Source organism: Wenzhouxiangella sp. YN1 (genome assembly GCF_056324145.1).
The window spans coordinates 17,909-35,210 of the sequence record NZ_JBJNIO010000093.1 but is presented as its reverse complement, the minus strand read 5'-3'; the positions used below and the strand labels follow the sequence as shown (position 1 = coordinate 35,210).

The following is a 17,302-nucleotide window of genomic DNA, read 5'->3' as shown; positions in this document are numbered from 1 at the left end:
GTGCCGATTCGTGGATCTGGTTGTCGCCAGCGTAGGAACCCGGGCGCCCTCCTGGATCACGGCAGGCTGGCGGGAATACGCCCGGCGAATGCCCGCTTCCACGCCGTTGCGTCTGGTCGAGGTGCCGGTTGCCGGCAAGGCCGGCGCAGGTCGGGAGGCATCCCTGGAGGCCGAGCGTCTGCTCGCCCGACTGCCCCGGCGCGCACGGGTGGTCGTTCTGGAGATTGCCGCCCGGGCCTGGTCGACGGAAAAACTGTCGTCGCGGCTTGAGCACTGGCGGCTGGGCGGCGAACCGGTCTGGTTCTTGATCGGCGGAGCCAACGGGCTCGATGCCGCTGTGGTCGAGCGCGCCCATGAGCACTGGTCGCTGGGCCCGGCGACCCTGCCGCACATGCTGGTGCGCGTCCTGGTGGCTGAGCAGCTTTACCGGGCGTCGACGATTCTGAGCGGGCATCCTTATCATCGGGCCTGAGGCTTGATGCTGGTTGGCTGGTTGCGCTCGGGCCAGCTCGCCTTCTGTTGCATTCTGTCAGCCTCACCGCATAATCGTTGCGAACCAGCCAACCACAGACCCGATGAACGATCCCGCGAACACACCGCCTCGCCTGATCCTCGCTTCCGCTTCTCCCCGCCGCCGTGAGTTGCTGTCGCTGTTCGCGCTGGATTTTGACATCGAGCCGGCGCATATCGATGAAACCGCGGCCGAGAACGAGACGCCTGCGGCCCTGGTCGGGCGGCTGGCGCGCGAAAAGGCGCTGGCCGTTCACGCGCGCTGCAGTGATCATTTCGTGCTCGGCGCGGACACCGTAGTGGTCATCGACGGCGAGTGTCTGGGCAAGCCAGCCGACGATGATGAGGCCCGCGCCATGCTCGGGCGGCTGTCCGGCCGCGAGCACCAGGTGCTGTCGGCGGTGGCCCTGGTCGGGCCCGATGGAGCGAGCCGGGAACGTTTGCGCGATACCCGGGTCGAAATGGCGCAGCTGCCGCTGGCCTGGATCGAGCGCTATGTCGCCTCGGGCGAGCCGCACGACAAGGCCGGAGCCTATGGCATTCAGGGCAGCGCCGGCATCTGGGTGCGCTCGATTACGGGCAGTTATTCGGCCGTGGTGGGCCTGCCGCTGTTTGTCACCGGCGAACTGCTGCGCGAGGCCGGCCTGGCAAGCTGAGGGCGGCGCGGGCGACCAGGCCTCGATTTTTCTGCGCAATGCTATTCTTGCGCGTTGTGCAATCCTTGAGCGAATGGCCCGGCCGTGAGTGACGAAATCCTGATCAACATATCGCCGACCGAACGGCGCGTGGCGGTGGTCGAGAGCGGCCTGCTGCAGGAGCTCTATCTGGAGCGCAGCGGCGACGCCAGCCATGTCGGCAACATCTATATGGGCCGGATCGAGCGAGTATTGCCGGGCATGCAGGCCGCCTTCGTCAATATCGGCCTGGAGCGCACGGCTTTTCTGCACGCTGCCGATATCGTGCCGCGCCAGCCCGAACTCGACGTCAGCGGTGAGCTGCGGCCCGTTCCGCCGATCTCGGAGCTGGTGAGGCAGGGTCAGAAACTGCTGGTGCAGGTCGTCAAGGACCCGCTGGGCAGCAAAGGCGCCCGTCTGACCATGCAGCTGAGCATTCCTTCGCGCTATCTGGTGCTCTTGCCCGGGGTCCAGAGCCTGGGCGTTTCCGTGCGCATTGAAATCGAGGCCGAGCGCGAGCGCCTGCGCAACGAGCTGCGCGAGATGATCGCCGAAGACTCCGAGCACGGTTTCATCATTCGCACCAATGCCGAGGGCATCGAACCCGAGGCGCTGGCAGGCGATCTGAGATACCTGCGGCGGCTGTGGCCGCGCATCGAGGCCGATGCCGAAAACGCCGCGCCCGGCAAGCTGGTGTACGAGGATCTCTCGCTGCCCTACCGCTCGCTCAGGGATCTGATGCATGGCGATGTCGAGAAGGTGCGCATCGACGAGCGCGGAACGTTCAAGCGCGCGCTGCGTTTCGCCGGCGAATTCTTCCCGGAGTGGGCCGATCGCATCGAGTTCTATGGCGGCGACCGGCCGCTGTTCGATCTGTATGGTGTCGAAACCGAAATCGAGCGCGCCCTCGATCGCAGCACGCCGCTGAAATCGGGTGGCCACCTGACTGTCGATCAGACCGAGGCGATGACCACCGTCGACGTCAATACGGGTTCTTATCTGGGCTATCGCAATCTCGAGGAAACCGTTTTCAAGACCAATCTCGAGGCGGCACAGGCCATCGCCCGCCAGCTGCGGCTGCGCAATCTCGGCGGCATCATCATCATCGACTTCATCGACATGAGCGAGGATGACCACAAGCGCCAGGTGCTCAGAACCTTGCAGCGGGCGCTGGCCCGCGATCATGCGCGCACGACGGTTTCGGAAATCTCGCCGCTGGGCCTGGTGGAAATGACGCGCAAGCGCACCACCGAGAGCCTCGAGCATCGCTTGTCGGAGCCCTGCCCGACCTGTGAAGGGCGCGGCCGCATCAAGAGCGTCGATACGATCTGCTCGGAGATCTTTCGCGAGATCATGCGCGCGGTGCGTCAGTTCGACACCGGGCAGATGCGCGTCATGGCCTGCCCAAAGGTGGTTGATCGCATGCTCGAGGAGCACCATGGCTCGATTGCCGAACTGATCGAGCAGCTCGGCACCAGTATCCACCTTCAGCCTGAAGATCAGTACGACCAGGAACAGTTCGACGTGGTTCTGCTTTGAGGCAACCTGCCGGTCACGATGCGTCGCCGGCCATGCGTTCGCTCGCGCAGCGTCTGCGCCAGTGGCTGGCTGCCCTGGCGGCGGTGGCCATCATTGCCACCGCGGTCATCGTCGGCCTGGGCCGCTTGCTGATTCCCTACGCCGATGAGTTACGGCCCTGGCTGGAAGACAGTCTCTCCGAGCGGCTTGGTCAGCCGGTTTCGATCGCGCGCGTCCAGGCACGCTGGCCGCGCCTGACCCCGCAGATCACGCTGGTGGGCCTGCGTGCCGGGCCCGCAGCCAACCCGCTCATCGACGCGGCCACGGCCAGGCTGGAGCTGCACCTGCCCGACCTGCTGCGCTCCGGGCGCAATCCTTTCCGTCTGGTGGTGCTGGACCTCGAGCTGATGCTGGCCCAGGACGAGCGTGGACGCTGGGGGCTGCACATGCACAACGACAGCGCGTCTCGTCCTGACGCGGCGGCCGGGCAGGGGCTGGCCGGTGATCTGCTGGTGCGCGACGTGCGCATTCAAATCCGGCCGCGTTCCGGGTCACCGCTGGACCTGGTCATCAGCGAAGGCGAAATCCGGCGCCGCGGCGCACAGACGGCCCTGGTGGCGCGCGCACATCCGGCCTCGGCGCCCGAGGCCGAGCTGCTGCTGACCCTGCTGGGCGAGCAGGTCGACGGGCAGTTGCGGGCCATGAGCGGTCGCGTGCGGCTGGCCCGGCTGCAGCTTGAAGCGCCGGGAATGGAACGCCTGCTCCCCGATTTTTTGCGCGTGCCGCCGGACCAGCTCAATGCCGAGCTGAGCTTTCGCTGGCATCACCAGCAGGGCGGCTGGGCCGAGCTGGAGTTCCAGCTTGATGGCGAACGGGGTTTCGATCTTGACGGTGCGCTGCGCGTCGAGCGTCTCGGCCGCCGTCTGGACGCGGAAATCCGGCATTTGCGCCAGGGCGGGCAGATCGTGGCCCGCGATCTGGTCGTCGCCCACGACGGCGAGCGCTGGGCGGCGTCGGCGCCGCGACTCGACCTGTCGGCGCTGCACACACTGTTTGGCCGCTGGCTGGGGCGGTGGTCGCACTGGCCTGATTCGATGGCCGGTCGGGTCAGCGATCTCGAGCTGCTGTATCGGCATCCGGGCTCCCTGCAGCGCCTGTCGGGCCAGGTCGACGGGCTGAGCTTCGAGTTGCCCGATGATCGTCTGAGCCTCGCCGACGTGGACGTCCGCCTGGGCGTATCCGGCGATCGCGCCGCGCTCTCGCTTTCGGGCAGCCCGGTCGTGGACTGGCCCGCCAAGATGCGCCAGCCGATTCCTGTGGAGACGGTGTCGGGACGGGTGATTGTCTCGCCCCGGGCGGTGCAGCTCGACAATATTGTCGCCACCCGTCCGGAGGCCGAGGGTCGCGCCGCCGGCTGGGTGTGGCTGGGCGGCGGGCGGCCGTTCATGGACTTTACCGTGGTTGCCGAGCGCATCGACGCCGTTGATCCGCGCCCCTGGCTGCCGGCCGGGCAGATTCCGCCGCGGGCGCTTGAGTGGCTCGATCATGCCCTGCTGGGGGTGGGGTCGGCCAGCGGCGGGCTCAACTATCATGTCCGTTTGGGGCGCCGGTTCAGAAACTGGCGTGCCGGCGATTTTCAGGCCTGGGCCGATTTTAAGTCGGCCCGCCTCGACTACTGGGAGGGCTGGCCACAGGCCCGCGAACTGGATGGCCGCGTTGATTTCATCGGTCGCAGCATGCAGGCCCGTGTCGATCAGGGCCGGCTGGGCCCGGTGCCGCTGTCTGCCGAACGAATCGCCATTGACAATCTCGCCGAGCCGCGAGTGGCGATCGACCTTGCCGCCGAGACGGTCGCCGCCGCGGATGTTTACGCCACGATAGCCGGGCTGCCGCTTGAAGGCTGGTCGCGCTTTGTCGATCCGGTCGCTGCGAGCGGGTCGCTGTCTCTGGATCTCGGGCTGGTTCTGCCGGTGCGCAACATGTCGGAATGGCAGCTTTCAGGCCAGCTGCAGCTTGCAGAAACGACGCTGAGCCTGCCGATGGCCGGCCTGCGGTTGCCCGAGCTGGTCGGCAGCGTGAGTTTTGATCGCGAAGGCATCGACGCCACGACCCTGCAGCTGGCCGGGCCCGAGTCGCACCATCTTTCCCTGGCCGCCGGCTTCTCGGCACCGGCGTGGCTGGAGCTGGAAGGCGTGGCGCCGCTGGCACGCCTGGCCGCCCAACAGCCGCCGGCCTCCACTCTGGCGCAGCGAGTGGCCGGCGCCGCGCGCTGGCGGGTGACTCTGGCTGGCCACCCCGCCGGCGGCTGGCGGCTGGCGGCGCGCTCGAACCTTGATGACGTGGCCCTGCATTGGCCCGAGCCGCTGGGCAAGCCCGCGGGCGAGGCCATGCCGCTGGAGCTGCGGCTGCGCGGTCACGATCAGGCGCTGGCTGTCAGCGGGCGTCTGGGTGACAAGCTCAGCCTGACCGCTGAACGCCGCCAGGCCGGGTGGCGCCTGGCCGCCGGCATCGGTCAAGGTGCCCCAGCGCTGCCGTCGGCGCCCGGCTTCGAGTTGGGCGCGCAGATCGAGCGACTCGACCTGGCGGCCTGGAGTGACTGGATTTCCGGGTTTGTCGACCTTGCCCCGGAAGCTGCCGCGCCCGTTCAGGGCCATCTGCGGATGCAGGTGGGCCAGCTGGCCTATGGCCGACTGCAGATCAGCGATGTCAACCTGGAAGCCCAGCGCCTGGCGCAGCGCTGGCAGCTGCGGTTGGCAGGTGAATCGGTCGCGGGTACGGTCTCGATTCCGATGCCTGTCGATTCCGGCCGCGTCGTTGCCGTCGCGCTCGACCGTCTGACGCTTGACAGGCTGCTGCAGGAGGCGCCGGTGGTGGATCTGGCCCAGGCGCCGTTTCCGCGACAGACCCACACCCGCGTGCCGACCCGGTTTCCGCCCATGCACGTGCTGATCGAAGCGCTCGCCTACGGCGATCTCGAGCTCGGGCGTGCGCGTATCGAGACCCACGCCCGTCAGGACGGCATCGAGATCGAGCGTGTCGAGATCAAGGGGCCGCATCTGGAAGCAAGCGGCTACGGCCGCTGGATCCTGGGGCCTGAGCGCCCCCTGACCGAGTTCATGGGGCGCCTGATCAGCACCGACCCCGAGGCTCTGCTGACCAGCCTGGGCCATGCCTCGCGCTTCGAGGCAGCCCGGGCGCAGATCGAGATCGACGGCCGCTGGCCGGGCGCGCCTTCCGACTTCAGCCTGGCCCGCCTGAGCGGCAATCTGGAGGTGATGATGCGCGACGGCAGAATTCCCGAGGCCCAGCCAGGCGCGGGCCGCCTGCTGGGGCTGGTCAGCCTGAGCGCCGTTCCGCGCCGCCTGATGCTCGATTTTCGCGATGTTTTCGGTCAGGGTCTGAAGTTCGATCGCATCCGCGGTCGTTTCGAGCTCGACAGCGGTATTGCCCATACCGATGGGCTGCGCCTCGACTCGCCGGCAGCCGAGATCAGTGTTTACGGGCGCACCGATCTGGCAACGAAAACCTATGATCAGACCATCGTTGTCGAGCCCGGTGTCAGCGGCACGCTGCCGGTCATCGGTGGTCTGGCCGGCGGGCCGGCCGGCGCTGCCGCCGGGCTGGTACTGCGCAGCCTGCTGGAGCGCCCCCTGGAGGGCCTCGCCGAAGCCCGCTATCGGGTCACCGGTGCATGGTCGGATCCCGTGGTGGCGCTGATCGACGCCCGCGCCGCCGAGCCCGAGTCGCTGCCGCCGGAGTCCGACTCACAAGCGGAGCCGGAAGCGGAGCCTGAGCCTGAATCTGAACCTGAACAGAGCAGTGAAGCCAACGAATTGCCGCCGCCGGATTGAAAGCGCGCGGTCCTGACCGGATATCCCCTGCATCATGTATGAACAAGTACTCGACAGCCTGCTGGCTCCGGCCGACGTGGGCGAAAAAGAACTGGAGCTGGCGCTTGGCCGGCTGATGTCTTCGCAGATCGATTTCGGCGAACTGTATTTCCAGCGCCGGATCGGTGAAAGCTGGATGCTCGAGGACGGCGCAGTCAAGGGCGGCAGCTATGACTCCGACCAGGGTGTGGGTGTGCGCGCTGTCGCCGGTGCCGGCAGCGGCTTTGCCTATGCCGACTCGATGGCGCTACCGGCCCTGCTGGATGCCGCCGGTAGCGCTCGGGCCATTGCCCGTGCCGGCGGCAGCGGCATGGTGCGCGTTGGTCAGCCGCTGACGGTGCCGGCGCGCTACGCTGCCCACGACCCGGTCTCGCACGGAAAGTCATCCGATCGCGTCGAGCTGCTGCGCACCATCGATGCCTACGTGCGCTCGCTCGATACGCGCATCAGCCAGGTCAGCGTCAATCTCGCTGCCAGCCACGATTCGATTCTGGTTGCGGCCACCGATGGCGTGCTCGCCGGCGACGTACGCCCGCTGGTGCGTCTGGACATCCGCGTTCTGATGGAAGACGACGGCCGGCGCGAGCAGGGCATGTCCGGTGGCGGTGGCCGCTGGTCTCTGGAGGCGGTGATGGCGCCGGAGTTCTGGCAGGAGCACGCGCGTGAGGCGGTGCGTGTTGCCGCGCTCAATCTGGTGGCCGAGCCGGCACCGGCCGGGTACATGACGGTGGTGCTCGGCCCCGGCTGGCCCGGCGTGCTGCTGCACGAGGCGGTGGGCCACGGCCTCGAGGGCGACTTCAATCGCAAGGGCGTTTCGGCCTTTTCCGGGCGCATGGGCGAGCGCGTGGCGACCGAGGAATGCACCGTGGTCGACGACGGCACGCTCGATGGCCGCCGCGGCTCGCTGAGCATCGACGACGAGGGCACGCCCACCGCCTGCAACACCCTGATCGAGAACGGCCGCCTGGTTGGCTACATGCAGGACAAGCTCAACGCCAGATTGATGGGCGGCCAGTCGACCGGCAACGGTCGGCGGGAATCGTTTGCTCACCTGCCGATGCCGCGCATGACCAACACCTACATGCTGCCGGGCAAGCATGACCCCGGCGAAATCCTGGCGTCAGTCGATGACGGCATCTACGCCGTCGGCTTCAACGGCGGCCAGGTGGATATCACTTCGGGCAAGTTCGTGTTCGCCGCATCCGAAGCTTACCGCGTGAAAAACGGCAAGGTCGCTGCGCCGATCAAGGGCGTGACCCTGATCGGCAACGGTCCTGACGTGCTCACGCGCGTGGGCATGGTCGGCAATGATCTGGCGCTCGATGCGGGCGTCGGCGTGTGCGGCAAGGAAGGGCAGGGGGTGCCGGTCGGCGTCGGCCAGCCGACGCTGCGGGTTGACGGTCTGACCGTCGGGGGGACGGGATGAGCACAGCTGAATTGACCCATTCGGACCATACCGTGCTGCTGCACGACCCCGACCGCGAGACCGAGCTGCTGGTGGGCATTGCCCAGCGCGTGCTCGATCGCGCGCGCGCCGGCGGCGCCGACCAGGCCGAGGTGGCGCTGGGCTCCAGTCTGGGGCGTGAGGCAAGCGTTCGCCTGGGCGAGGTCGAAACGCTGGAAGAGGCGCGCGATCGCAGCGTTCAGGTGACCGTCTATCTGAACCAGTGCAGCGGCAGCGCCAGTACCGGCGATCTGCGCCCGGAGATGATCGACGAAACCGTGGCGCGGGCTCTGGCGATTGCCCGCAACACGCAGCCTGACCGCGCAGCGGGCCTGGCGGAGGCCGGGTTGATGGCCAGCGACTTTCCGGACCTGGATCTGTGGCATCCGCGAGACATTGCCCTGGACGATCTCGTCGAGCGCGCGCTGGCCATCGAACAGGCCGGTCGGGACGCCGATGAGCGCATCGACAACTCCGAAGGCGCGGGCGTGGCGACCGAAGCCAACCTGGCGGTCTATGCCAACAGCCACGGTTTTGTGGGCCGCATGCGCGGCACCAGCTTTTCACAAAGCTGCGTACTGATCGCCCGGGACGATTCGGGCATGCAGCGCGATTATGATTTTGACACCCGGCGCTGCTGGCAGGATTTGAATGCGCCGCAGGCAACCGGCGCTGAAGCCGCCCGTCGAGCGCTGCGGCGGTTGGGCGCCGGGCGCGTTACCACCGGCCGCATGCCGGTGCTGTTTGCCCCCGAGGTTGCGCGTGGCCTGATAGGCCACCTGATCGCCGCCGTGTCCGGTGGCAGCCTGTATCGGCGCAGCAGCTTCCTGCTCGATGCAATGGGCGAGCGCGTGCTGCCGGCCTGGGCATCACTGATCGAGCGTCCGCGGCTGCCCCGGGCTGCCCGTTCGGCTGCTTTCGACGCCGACGGGGTGGCCACGCGTGAATCGCCGCTGGTCGCCGACGGCGTGCTTTCACGCTATGTCCTGAGCAGTTACTCGGCGCGGCGTCTGGGGCTGGAGACGACGGCCAACGCCGGCGGTGTGCATAATCTGGAGCTGGTCGGGGGCACGCATGATTTTGATGCGCTGCTGGCCGAAATGGGGGATGGCGTGCTGGTCACCGAGCTGATGGGGCAGGGCGTTAATATCGTTACCGGCGACTATTCTCGCGGCGCCAGCGGCTTTCGCGTTCGCAACGGCCAGCTTGCCGGGCCGGTCGAGGAAATCACCATCGCCGGCAACCTGCGCGAGATGTTCGCCAATCTGGTTGCCGCGGGCACCGACGTGGATGCCCGCCACAACGTCCGCACCGGCTCACTGCTGGTCGATTGGATGACCGTCGCCGGGCAGGATCAGTAAGCACTCGCCAACCCGACAGCGTCAACGCTGCAAAGAAGGGCGCGAAGCACGCGAACAGAAGTCACGGCGTACTGACGCAGTGACTTTCAGCGGGCCTGCTTCGCGCCCTCCGGATCGCGCTTGCAGAGGGTGCCGAGCGCTCAACCCTCCGCCATGCCGGCATCGTCCTGACGAACGCCTTCGATCGAGAGGATGATCTCGACGTTCTGCGAGGCGGGGCCGAGATCGTAGTCAATGCCGAAGTTTTCGGGCGCGAAAGTCGTGCGCCCCTCAAAGCCGCGGCGGAAGCCGCCCCAGGGGTCCTCGCCGGCGCCGATCTGCGTCAGTTCGATTTCGATTTCCCGGGTCTTGCCCCGCAGCGTGAAGTCGCCGGTCACGCGATAGCGGTCTTCGCCCAGGGGCTCGAAACCGGTGGATTCGAAGCGGGCTTCGGGATGGTTTTCGACGTCGAGGAAGTCATCGCTCCTCAGGTGTCGGTCGCGGCGCGCGTGGTTGCTGTCAACGCTGGCGGTGCGGATCGTTGCCTGCACGGCGGAGTTTTCGGGCTGGTCAGGGTCGAAGGTGAACTCGCCTTCGAAATCGTTGAAACGACCGTAGAGCCAGGAATAGCCCAGGTGCGAGATCCTGAACTGCACGAAGGCATGCATGCCCCCGGTGTCGATCAGGTAGCGTTCAGCGGCCTGCAGCGGCAAAGCCAGGGCCAGCGCACACAGCGCCGTGATCAGGCGAATCTTCATTTGTCTTGATCTCCGATGGACAGTACACAAGCCGCGCATTATTACATCTGGCGTTCGGGGCGTCGGCGCGGGCTGCGGCAATTCAGTCATGGTTCATTGCCGACGGTTAAGCTGCTGGCATGAATCCGATGCGAATCAGCCAGATTCTGTTGCTGGCCCTGCTTCTGTCCGCGCCCGGTCTGGCGCCGGCGGTTGATGACGCCATGCGCTGCGGGCAGCGCCTCGTCAAGGCCGGTGATCCGATCTGGCGAGTGGCCGACCGCTGCCCCGAGCCCTTCTGGCAGGAGAGCTACGATCGGCCCCGGGCGGTGAGCCGGCACGGACGCATTTTTGGAGTTGATCGGGTCGAGCGGTGGACGATCAACTTCGGCGCGAGCCGTTTCATGCGCCAGCTGGAGTTCGTCAACGGGCGGCTTTCACGCATCAGGAATCTGGGATACGGCACCGAATACACACCCGGCAGCCGCGGCTGCGGCCCCTATGAGTTGACTCGTGCGGGCGACACCATCGCCGAGATCTTCGCTCGCTGCGGTGCGCCCGATCACCGCTACGAGCTGCCCGCTTTTGGTTATCATGGCGGCGGTCCGGCTGGCCGGCACCAGGTGTGGACCTATCGCTTCGGGCCGCGACAGCAGGCTCGGGAAGTGCGCTTTCTGAACGGCCGGTTGCGGCAGATTTCTCCGCTCTGATACGCCCTGCGCGGGCTTCGTCCGAGCGGTTTTCATCGGCCGCTTTGTCCGGCCCGCCCGAACGCAGTAGAATCTGCGTCCTTCGTTGACCCCCAATGGTGGAATCATGCGTACCAAGCTGATTGCCGGCAACTGGAAGATGCACGGCAACAAGCCCGAGGTTCGGCGCCTTATCGGCGGCATTCTTGCCCGCCTCGATCCCAATCGAAGCGCCGAGGTCATGATCTTGCCTCCGTTTCCTTATCTGCCTCTGGTCGACTCCCTGATCGATTCGACCCCGGTGATGCTGGGCGCCCAGGATCTCAGCGCCCACGCCGGCGGCGCCCACACTGGCGAGGTTTCTGGCGCCATGCTGGCCGACTGGGGCTGTTCGCACGTCCTTGTGGGCCACTCCGAGCGCCGTGCCCGGCACAATGAAGACGACGCGCTGGTGGCGACAAAATTCGTGGCCGCCCAGGAGGCGGGCCTGCAGCCGATCCTGTGTGTTGGTGAAGCGCTGGAGCAGCGCGAGGCCGGGCGCACTCGCGAGGTCATTCGCGCGCAGCTCGGCGCGGTGCTCGAAGCGGCCGGCATTCAGGCGTTTTCGCGGGCTGTCGTGGCCTACGAGCCGGTCTGGGCCATCGGTACGGGCCAGTCGGCTGCGCCGGAACAGGCGCAGGAAGTTCATGCTGCAATCAGGGCGCAGCTCGCTGAAGAGGATGCTACAATAGCCGGCCGAGTCAGGGTCCTGTACGGTGGCAGCGTCAAGCCAGACAACGCCGCTGACCTGTTTGCCTGTGAAGACATCGACGGTGGTCTGATTGGTGGTGCGTCACTGCAGGCCGAGTCCTTCATGGGGATCTACCAGGCGGTCTGATTCCAACGGTTTCGCAAAGAGATTTTTGATGTATACGATTCTGATCGTTTTTCAGGTTCTGCTGGCCGCCGCCCTGATTGCCGTCGTGCTGGTGCAGCGGGGTCCGGGTGCCACCATGGGTGCGGCTTTTGGTTCCGGTGCCTCGGGCACGGTGTTCGGTTCGCGCGGTGCGACCGGCTTTCTGACCAAGCTGACCAGCTGGTTGGGCGTGGCGTTCTTTGGAGCCAGTCTGGCCATGGCGGTTCTGGCCGCGCGCAGCGCCGATGTTGGCGAGCAGGTTCAGGATCTCGGCGTGGCCGAGCAGCTGGTGCCGCCAGCCGCCGAACAGCCGGCCGACGCAGCGCCCGCTTCGGCGGATGAGGCGCAGGCGCCCGAGTCCGAGGCGTCAGAGCCGGAGTTCCTGGAGGTGCCGGTTGAGGAAGATGCAACCGGAGAAGAGTCACCGGAGCCACCCGCGGTTGACTGACGTCAATCAGAAGGGGTTTCGGGTCATGAACAATGCCGAAGTGGTGGAATTGGTAGACACGCTGTCTTGAGGGGGCAGTGGCCTAGCGGCTGTGCCGGTTCGAGTCCGGCCTTCGGCACCAATATGCGACAATGTTGCGCCCCGCCCGCGGGGCGTAACAGGTATATGCAAGCGGTTGCTGCGAGAGTCTTGCGGCAAACGGCGCACAGGCTAAGGGTAGACTGAATGCTCGCTGACTATTTTTCGATTCTGCTGTTTCTGGTCATCGCCCTGGGCATGGGTGTGGCGCTGCTGCTGGCTGGCGGCATCCTCGGGCCCCGGCGCCCGTCCAGCGAAAAGCTCTCGCCCTACGAGTGCGGCTTCGAGGCCTTCGAGGACTCGCGCATGAAGTTCGACGTGCGCTTCTACCTGGTGGCCATCCTGTTCATCATCTTCGACCTGGAAATTGCCTTCCTCTTTCCCTGGGCGGTGGCGCTCGACAGCGTCGGCCTGACCGGTCTGGTGGCGATGGGCATCTTCCTGCTGATCCTGGTGATCGGCTTCATCTATGAATGGAAAAAGGGAGCGCTGGAATGGGAATAAGCAACATCATGCACAACCCGGTTCCCGAGAGCCCGGTTGAAGATATTCTGCGCCCCGGCGGCGACAATCCGCTGCTCGACAAGGGCTTCGTGACCACCAGTGCCGATGCGCTGATCAACTGGGCGCGTACCGGCTCGATGTGGCCGGTCACTTTCGGCCTGGCCTGCTGCGCGGTGGAAATGATGCACTCGGCCGCCTCGCGCTACGACCTCGACCGCTTCGGCATGATCTTCCGGCCCAGTCCGCGTCAGTCCGACGTCATGATCGTGGCCGGTACGCTGGTCAACAAGATGGCGCCGGCGCTCCGGAAGGTCTATGACCAGATGCCCGACCCCAAGTGGGTGATTTCCATGGGCTCTTGCTCCAACGGCGGCGGCTATTATCACTACTCGTATGCCGTTACCCGCGGCTGCGACCGCATCGTGCCGACCGATATCTACGTGCCGGGCTGTCCGCCCACGGCCGAGGCGCTGGTCTACGGCGTGCTGCAGCTCTACAAGAAGATTCGTCGCACCAATACCATTGCCCGCTCATGACCCAGTTTTCTTCACGTAATCAGGCGCTGGCCGAGTCGCTGAGCGACAAGCTGGGCGAGCGCATTGCCTCGATGACCGAGCACCGCGGCCAGCTGGCGGTGGAGATCCCGCGCGACCACTGGCTGGATGCCGCCTGGCTCTTGCGCGACGAGCCCGATCTGGCGTTCGAGCAGCTCATCGACCTGTGCGGTATCGACTACCTGGGCTATGGTGACGACGAGTGGGAAACCGCCGAGGCCACGGGTCAGGGCTTTTCGCGCGCAGCTGACGAGCTCGGTCCCGGACGCTTTGCCTGGGAGAATCGCCCCGAGGCGGAAGAGATCCAGAATCGCTTTGCCGTGGTTGTCCAGCTGCTGTCGATCAAGCACAACCGTCGGCTGACCCTGCGCTGCTATGCGCCCGACAACGAGTTTCCGGTGCTGCCGTCCCTGATCGAGGTATGGAACTCGGTCAACTGGTACGAGCGCGAGGCGTTCGACCTTTTTGGTCTGATCTTCGAGGGGCATCCGGATCTGCGCCGGATCCTGACCGACTACGGCTTTATCGGTCATCCGTTCCGCAAGGACTTCCCGCTGATCGGCAACGTGACCGTCCGCTACGACGAAGACAAGGGTCGGGTGGTGTACGAGCCGGTCGAAATCGAGCCGCGCGTGACCGTGGCCCGCGTTGTACGCCGTGACAGTCGCTACGTTGACGACAAGCTTGAAGGAGCCGGGTCATGAGCGAGATTCGCAACTTCACCATGAACTTCGGGCCGCAGCATCCATCGGCCCACGGCGTGCTGCGCCTGATTCTCGAGCTCGAGGGCGAGACGGTCGTGCGCGTTGATCCGCATGTCGGGCTGCTGCATCGCGCGACCGAAAAGCTGGCCGAGTCCAAGCCGTTCAACCACTCGATCGGCTACATGGATCGCCTCGACTATGTCTCGATGATGTGCAATGAGCACGCTTATGTGCGCGCCATCGAGAAGCTGCTCAATATCGAGCCGCCCGAGCGCGCGCAGTGGATCCGGACGATGTTCGACGAGATCACGCGCATCCTCAACCATCTGATGTGGATCGGTTCGAACGCGCTCGACCTGGGCGCCATGGCGGTGTTCCTGTATGCCTTCCGCGAACGTGAAAACCTGATGGATGTCTACGAGGCGGTCTCGGGTACGCGCATGCACGCCACTTATTACCGCCCCGGCGGCGTTTATCGCGATTTGCCCGATGAGATGCCCAAGGTGGCCGAAACGCGCTGGCGCAAGGGCAAGGACCTGGAGTACATGAACGCCTGGCGTCAGGGCTCTCTGCTGGACTTCATCGAGGCCTTTGTCGAAGACTTCTTCGACCGCGTCGATGATTACGAGACCCTGCTGACCGACAACCGCATCTGGAAACAGCGCACGGTCGGCATCGGCTCGGTCAGCGCTGAGCGTGCCCTGCAGCTGGGCTTTACCGGCCCGATGCTGCGCGGCAGCGGCGTGGAGTGGGATCTGCGCAAGAAACAGCCCTACGCCAAGTATTCTGAAGTTGACTTCGATGTCCCGGTCGGCACCAATGGTGACTGCTACGACCGCTACCTGGTTCGCGTCGAAGAGATGCGCCAGTCGAGCAGGATCATTCAGCAGTGCATCGCCTGGTTGCGCGAGAATCCGGGCCCGGTGATCGTGCGCAACTTCAAGGTTGCCCCGCCCACACGCGAAGAGATGAAGGACGACATGGAAGCGCTCATTCATCACTTCAAGCTGTTTACCGAAGGCTACTGCGTGCCCGAGGGCGAAACCTATTCCGCCGTCGAGGCACCCAAGGGTGAGTTCGGCTGCTACCTCGTCTCCGATGGTGCCAACAAGCCATTCCGGGTGCACTTGCGTGCGCCGGGTTATGCCCATCTGGCGTCGATGCACGAGATGGCCAAGGGGCACATGCTGGCCGATATCGCTGCCCTGATCGCGACTCAGGATATTGTGTTTGGAGAGATCGACCGATGACCGACAAATCCACTGCCAGCGTCGTGGCCGGCAAGGCCGAGCTTCTGAGCGAGGAAACGCGTCGCCAGATCGATCACTGGGTCAGCAAGTTTCCCGAAACGCCCGAAGGCCGGCGGTCAGCGATCATTCAGGCGCTTGTCGCCGCTCAGGAGCAGAACGGTGGCTGGGTGAGCGCCGATCTGATGGACGGCGTGGCCGATTATCTTCAAGTGCCGCCGGTCTGGGTCTACGAGGTGGCGACGTTTTATTCGGCGATCGAGACCGAGCCGGTCGGCCGACACTCGATTTCGGTCTGTACCAACATCTCCTGCATGCTCTGCGGCTCCGACGAAATTGTCGACCACATCGAGAAAAAGCTGGAGATACGCAGCGGTGAGACGACGGCGGACGGGCGGATTTTCCTCAAGCGCGAGGAAGAGTGCCTGGCCGGCTGCGTCGGCGCGCCGATGATGCTTGTCGACGGCCAGTATCACGAGAAGCTCACGCCGGAAAAGGTTGATGAGATTCTCGATGGGCTGGAGTAGCGACATTCGGTGTCGCATAGGGATCATGCAATGAACAGCGCGCAGCAACACCGCCGGACAGAGGCCGCAGAGTGCAGGTCTTCGCATGTCAATTCGATTGGCCTGTGCGCTCTCGGCTGCTCAGCGGTTCTGCGTGATTCAAGGATTTGCGGGCATTGATTATGGCTGAACACAACGTTTGCTTTACCCATCTCGATGAAGACAACTGCTGGACGCTCGAGGCTTATCGAAAGCACGGCGGCTGGCAGGCCTGGGAGCGGATCCTCAAGGAAAAAACGCCTCAGGAAGACATCATCGAGACGGTCAAGAAGTCGGCCCTGCGCGGCCGCGGCGGCGCCGGCTTTCCCAGCGGCCTGAAATGGTCGTTCATGCCGCGCTCGGCCCCCGGACAGAAGTACCTGGCGTGCAATTCCGATGAGTCCGAGCCGGGCACCTGTCACGACCGCGATATCCTGCGCTATAACCCGCATGCATTGCTCGAAGGTATGGCCATCGCGGCCTATTCCATGGGTGCGACGGTCGGCTACAACTATCTTCGGGGCGAGTTTCGCCACGAGCCGTTCGAGCGTATCGAGGGCGCCCTGAAGGAGGCTTACGAGGCCGGCTATCTGGGCAAGAACATCATGGGCTCGGGTATTGATGTGGATATCCACAACCTGCTCGGCGCCGGTGCCTACATCTGCGGTGAGGAAACCGCGCTGATGGAGTCGGTTGAAGGCAAGAAGGGCATGCCGCGCTTCAAGCCGCCGTTCCCGGCCAATTTCGGCATCTACGGCAAGCCCACGACGATCAACAACACCGAAACCCTGGCCTCGGTGCCGGCAATTCTGCGTAACGGCGCCGACTGGTTTCTGGAGCTGGGCAAGCCCAACAACGGTGGCTCGAAGATCTTCTCGGTGTCCGGCCACGTCAACAAGCCGGGCAACTACGAAGTGCCGCTGGGTACGCCCTTTTCCGAGCTCTTGGAGCTGGCCGGCGGCATGCGCGACGGCAACCGGATCAAGGGCGTGATTCCGGGCGGGTCGTCGATGCCGGTGCTGCCCGGCGACGTGATGATGGACCTGACCATGGACTACGACGCCATCCAGAAGGCCGGATCGGGTCTGGGCTCGGGTGCGGTCATCGTCATGGACGAGACCACCGACATGGTCGCGGCATGCCTGCGCATCGCGCGCTTTTACTATGCCGAGTCCTGTGGACAGTGCACGCCCTGCCGCGAGGGCACCGGTTGGATGCACCGCATGATCCATCGCATCATGGCGGGTCAGGGCAAGAAAGAAGACCTCGATACCCTGGCGTCGGTGACGACCCAGATCGAAGGTCACACCATTTGCGCCTTCGGTGAGGCAGCAGCCTGGCCGGTGCAGGGTTTCCTCAGGCACTTCCGCGAGGAGTTCGAGCACTACGTCGAGCACGGCCGCTCGATGGTGAGCGGCGGTGTGGGAGCGGCGGCATGAGCCGGCGCCAATCGATGATTACGTGTTTCCGGGCTGCCGGGTATCTGAACCACCAAGGGCGGGGAGTTGGCATGAGTGCCTCCATT

At 65.3% G+C, this 17,302-nt stretch carries 16 protein-coding genes and 1 tRNA gene; 16 read left to right on the top strand and 1 reads right to left on the bottom strand.

What is annotated here, in order from left to right; genetic code table 11:
• Positions 1-10: 10 nt before the first annotated feature.
• The 6 genes from rlmH (at position 11) to pmbA (ending at position 9,397) form a co-directional block, all read left to right on the top strand.
• Positions 11-472 carry a 23S rRNA (pseudouridine(1915)-N(3))-methyltransferase RlmH gene (gene rlmH / locus ACEWQZ_RS01900; protein WP_476481375.1) on the top strand — a complete coding sequence of 154 codons (462 nt, stop codon included), beginning with the start codon at positions 11-13 and terminating at the stop codon, positions 470-472.
• 103 nt (positions 473-575) lie between these two features.
• Positions 576-1,166 carry a Maf family protein gene (locus ACEWQZ_RS01895; protein ID WP_476481374.1) on the top strand — a complete coding sequence of 197 codons (591 nt, stop codon included), beginning with the start codon at positions 576-578 and terminating at the stop codon, positions 1,164-1,166.
• A gap of 84 nt (positions 1,167-1,250) precedes the next feature.
• Complete coding sequence (rng, locus tag ACEWQZ_RS01890; RefSeq protein ID WP_476481373.1) at positions 1,251-2,723, top strand: ribonuclease G; 1,473 nt, start codon at positions 1,251-1,253, stop codon at positions 2,721-2,723.
• A 32-nt stretch (positions 2,724-2,755) separates the two neighbouring features.
• Positions 2,756-6,553 (top strand): YhdP family protein, encoded by a 3,798-nt coding sequence (locus ACEWQZ_RS01885; protein ID WP_476481372.1) that lies wholly within the window; start codon positions 2,756-2,758, stop codon positions 6,551-6,553.
• Between the two features lie 34 nt (positions 6,554-6,587).
• Positions 6,588-8,018, top strand: a complete 1,431-nt coding sequence (gene tldD / locus ACEWQZ_RS01880) for a metalloprotease TldD (protein WP_476481371.1) — start codon at positions 6,588-6,590, stop codon at positions 8,016-8,018.
• Positions 8,015-9,397: a metalloprotease PmbA gene (gene pmbA, locus ACEWQZ_RS01875; protein WP_476481370.1), complete on the top strand. Its 1,383-nt coding sequence runs from the start codon at positions 8,015-8,017 to the stop codon at positions 9,395-9,397. Before tldD ends, pmbA begins: the two co-directional genes overlap by 4 nt.
• A gap of 140 nt (positions 9,398-9,537) precedes the next feature.
• On the opposite strand, the gene ACEWQZ_RS01870 is transcribed toward pmbA, so the two are convergent.
• Positions 9,538-10,134: a YceI family protein gene (locus tag ACEWQZ_RS01870; RefSeq protein ID WP_476481369.1), complete on the bottom strand. Its 597-nt coding sequence runs from the start codon at positions 10,132-10,134 to the stop codon at positions 9,538-9,540.
• Positions 10,135-10,253: 119 nt separating this feature from the next.
• Here ACEWQZ_RS01870 and ACEWQZ_RS01865 point away from each other — a divergent pair, with 119 nt between their 5' ends.
• The 10 genes from ACEWQZ_RS01865 to nuoF all read left to right on the top strand — a co-directional run bounded on the left by ACEWQZ_RS01865 (position 10,254) and on the right by nuoF (position 17,216).
• Positions 10,254-10,823: a DUF2845 domain-containing protein gene (locus tag ACEWQZ_RS01865; protein ID WP_476481368.1), complete on the top strand. Its 570-nt coding sequence runs from the start codon at positions 10,254-10,256 to the stop codon at positions 10,821-10,823.
• Between the two features lie 106 nt (positions 10,824-10,929).
• Positions 10,930-11,679 carry a triose-phosphate isomerase gene (gene tpiA / locus ACEWQZ_RS01860; RefSeq protein WP_476481367.1) on the top strand — a complete coding sequence of 250 codons (750 nt, stop codon included), beginning with the start codon at positions 10,930-10,932 and terminating at the stop codon, positions 11,677-11,679.
• A gap of 28 nt (positions 11,680-11,707) precedes the next feature.
• A complete protein-coding gene (secG, locus tag ACEWQZ_RS01855) occupies positions 11,708-12,145 on the top strand; it encodes a preprotein translocase subunit SecG (RefSeq protein ID WP_476481366.1) in 438 nt (145 codons plus the stop codon).
• 34 nt (positions 12,146-12,179) lie between these two features.
• Positions 12,180-12,266: transfer RNA gene (locus ACEWQZ_RS01850), tRNA-Leu, on the top strand.
• Positions 12,267-12,370: 104 nt separating this feature from the next.
• Positions 12,371-12,727 (top strand): NADH-quinone oxidoreductase subunit A, encoded by a 357-nt coding sequence (locus tag ACEWQZ_RS01845; RefSeq protein WP_476481365.1) that lies wholly within the window; start codon positions 12,371-12,373, stop codon positions 12,725-12,727.
• Positions 12,728-12,735: 8 nt separating this feature from the next.
• Positions 12,736-13,263, top strand: a complete 528-nt coding sequence (locus ACEWQZ_RS01840; RefSeq protein WP_476481460.1) for a NuoB/complex I 20 kDa subunit family protein — start codon at positions 12,736-12,738, stop codon at positions 13,261-13,263.
• Positions 13,260-13,985, top strand: a complete 726-nt coding sequence (locus ACEWQZ_RS01835; RefSeq protein WP_476481364.1) for an NADH-quinone oxidoreductase subunit C — start codon at positions 13,260-13,262, stop codon at positions 13,983-13,985. The genes ACEWQZ_RS01840 and ACEWQZ_RS01835 overlap by 4 nt, the downstream gene beginning before the upstream one ends.
• Positions 13,982-15,235, top strand: coding sequence for an NADH-quinone oxidoreductase subunit D (locus tag ACEWQZ_RS01830; protein ID WP_476481363.1), 1,254 nt, complete (start codon positions 13,982-13,984; stop codon positions 15,233-15,235). The genes ACEWQZ_RS01835 and ACEWQZ_RS01830 overlap by 4 nt, the downstream gene beginning before the upstream one ends.
• On the top strand, positions 15,232-15,759 hold the full coding sequence (locus ACEWQZ_RS01825) for an NADH-quinone oxidoreductase subunit NuoE family protein (protein WP_476481362.1): 528 nt from the start codon (positions 15,232-15,234) through the stop codon (positions 15,757-15,759). The genes ACEWQZ_RS01830 and ACEWQZ_RS01825 overlap by 4 nt, the downstream gene beginning before the upstream one ends.
• 161 nt (positions 15,760-15,920) lie before the next feature.
• On the top strand, positions 15,921-17,216 hold the full coding sequence (nuoF, locus tag ACEWQZ_RS01820) for an NADH-quinone oxidoreductase subunit NuoF (protein WP_476481361.1): 1,296 nt from the start codon (positions 15,921-15,923) through the stop codon (positions 17,214-17,216).
• Positions 17,217-17,302: the final 86 nt, after the last annotated feature.

Bases quoted from the DNA above. Each gene is read 5' to 3' on its own strand.
- ACEWQZ_RS01895 (WP_476481374.1), top strand. From the start codon at position 576: ATGAACGATCCCGCGAACACACCGCCTCGCCTGATCCTCGCTTCCGCT.
- tpiA (WP_476481367.1), top strand. From the start codon at position 10,930: ATGCGTACCAAGCTGATTGCCGGCAACTGGAAGATGCACGGCAACAAG.
- ACEWQZ_RS01825 (WP_476481362.1), top strand. From the start codon at position 15,232: ATGACCGACAAATCCACTGCCAGCGTCGTGGCCGGCAAGGCCGAGCTT.
- ACEWQZ_RS01840 (WP_476481460.1), top strand. From the start codon at position 12,736: ATGCACAACCCGGTTCCCGAGAGCCCGGTTGAAGATATTCTGCGCCCC.
- tldD (WP_476481371.1), top strand. From the start codon at position 6,588: ATGTATGAACAAGTACTCGACAGCCTGCTGGCTCCGGCCGACGTGGGC.
- secG (WP_476481366.1), top strand. From the start codon at position 11,708: ATGTATACGATTCTGATCGTTTTTCAGGTTCTGCTGGCCGCCGCCCTG.
- nuoF (WP_476481361.1), top strand. From the start codon at position 15,921: ATGGCTGAACACAACGTTTGCTTTACCCATCTCGATGAAGACAACTGC.
- ACEWQZ_RS01830 (WP_476481363.1), top strand. From the start codon at position 13,982: ATGAGCGAGATTCGCAACTTCACCATGAACTTCGGGCCGCAGCATCCA.
- pmbA (WP_476481370.1), top strand. From the start codon at position 8,015: ATGAGCACAGCTGAATTGACCCATTCGGACCATACCGTGCTGCTGCAC.
- ACEWQZ_RS01865 (WP_476481368.1), top strand. From the start codon at position 10,254: ATGAATCCGATGCGAATCAGCCAGATTCTGTTGCTGGCCCTGCTTCTG.
- ACEWQZ_RS01885 (WP_476481372.1), top strand. From the start codon at position 2,756: ATGCGTTCGCTCGCGCAGCGTCTGCGCCAGTGGCTGGCTGCCCTGGCG.
- ACEWQZ_RS01870 (WP_476481369.1), bottom strand. From the start codon at position 10,134: ATGAAGATTCGCCTGATCACGGCGCTGTGTGCGCTGGCCCTGGCTTTG.
- ACEWQZ_RS01845 (WP_476481365.1), top strand. From the start codon at position 12,371: ATGCTCGCTGACTATTTTTCGATTCTGCTGTTTCTGGTCATCGCCCTG.
- ACEWQZ_RS01835 (WP_476481364.1), top strand. From the start codon at position 13,260: ATGACCCAGTTTTCTTCACGTAATCAGGCGCTGGCCGAGTCGCTGAGC.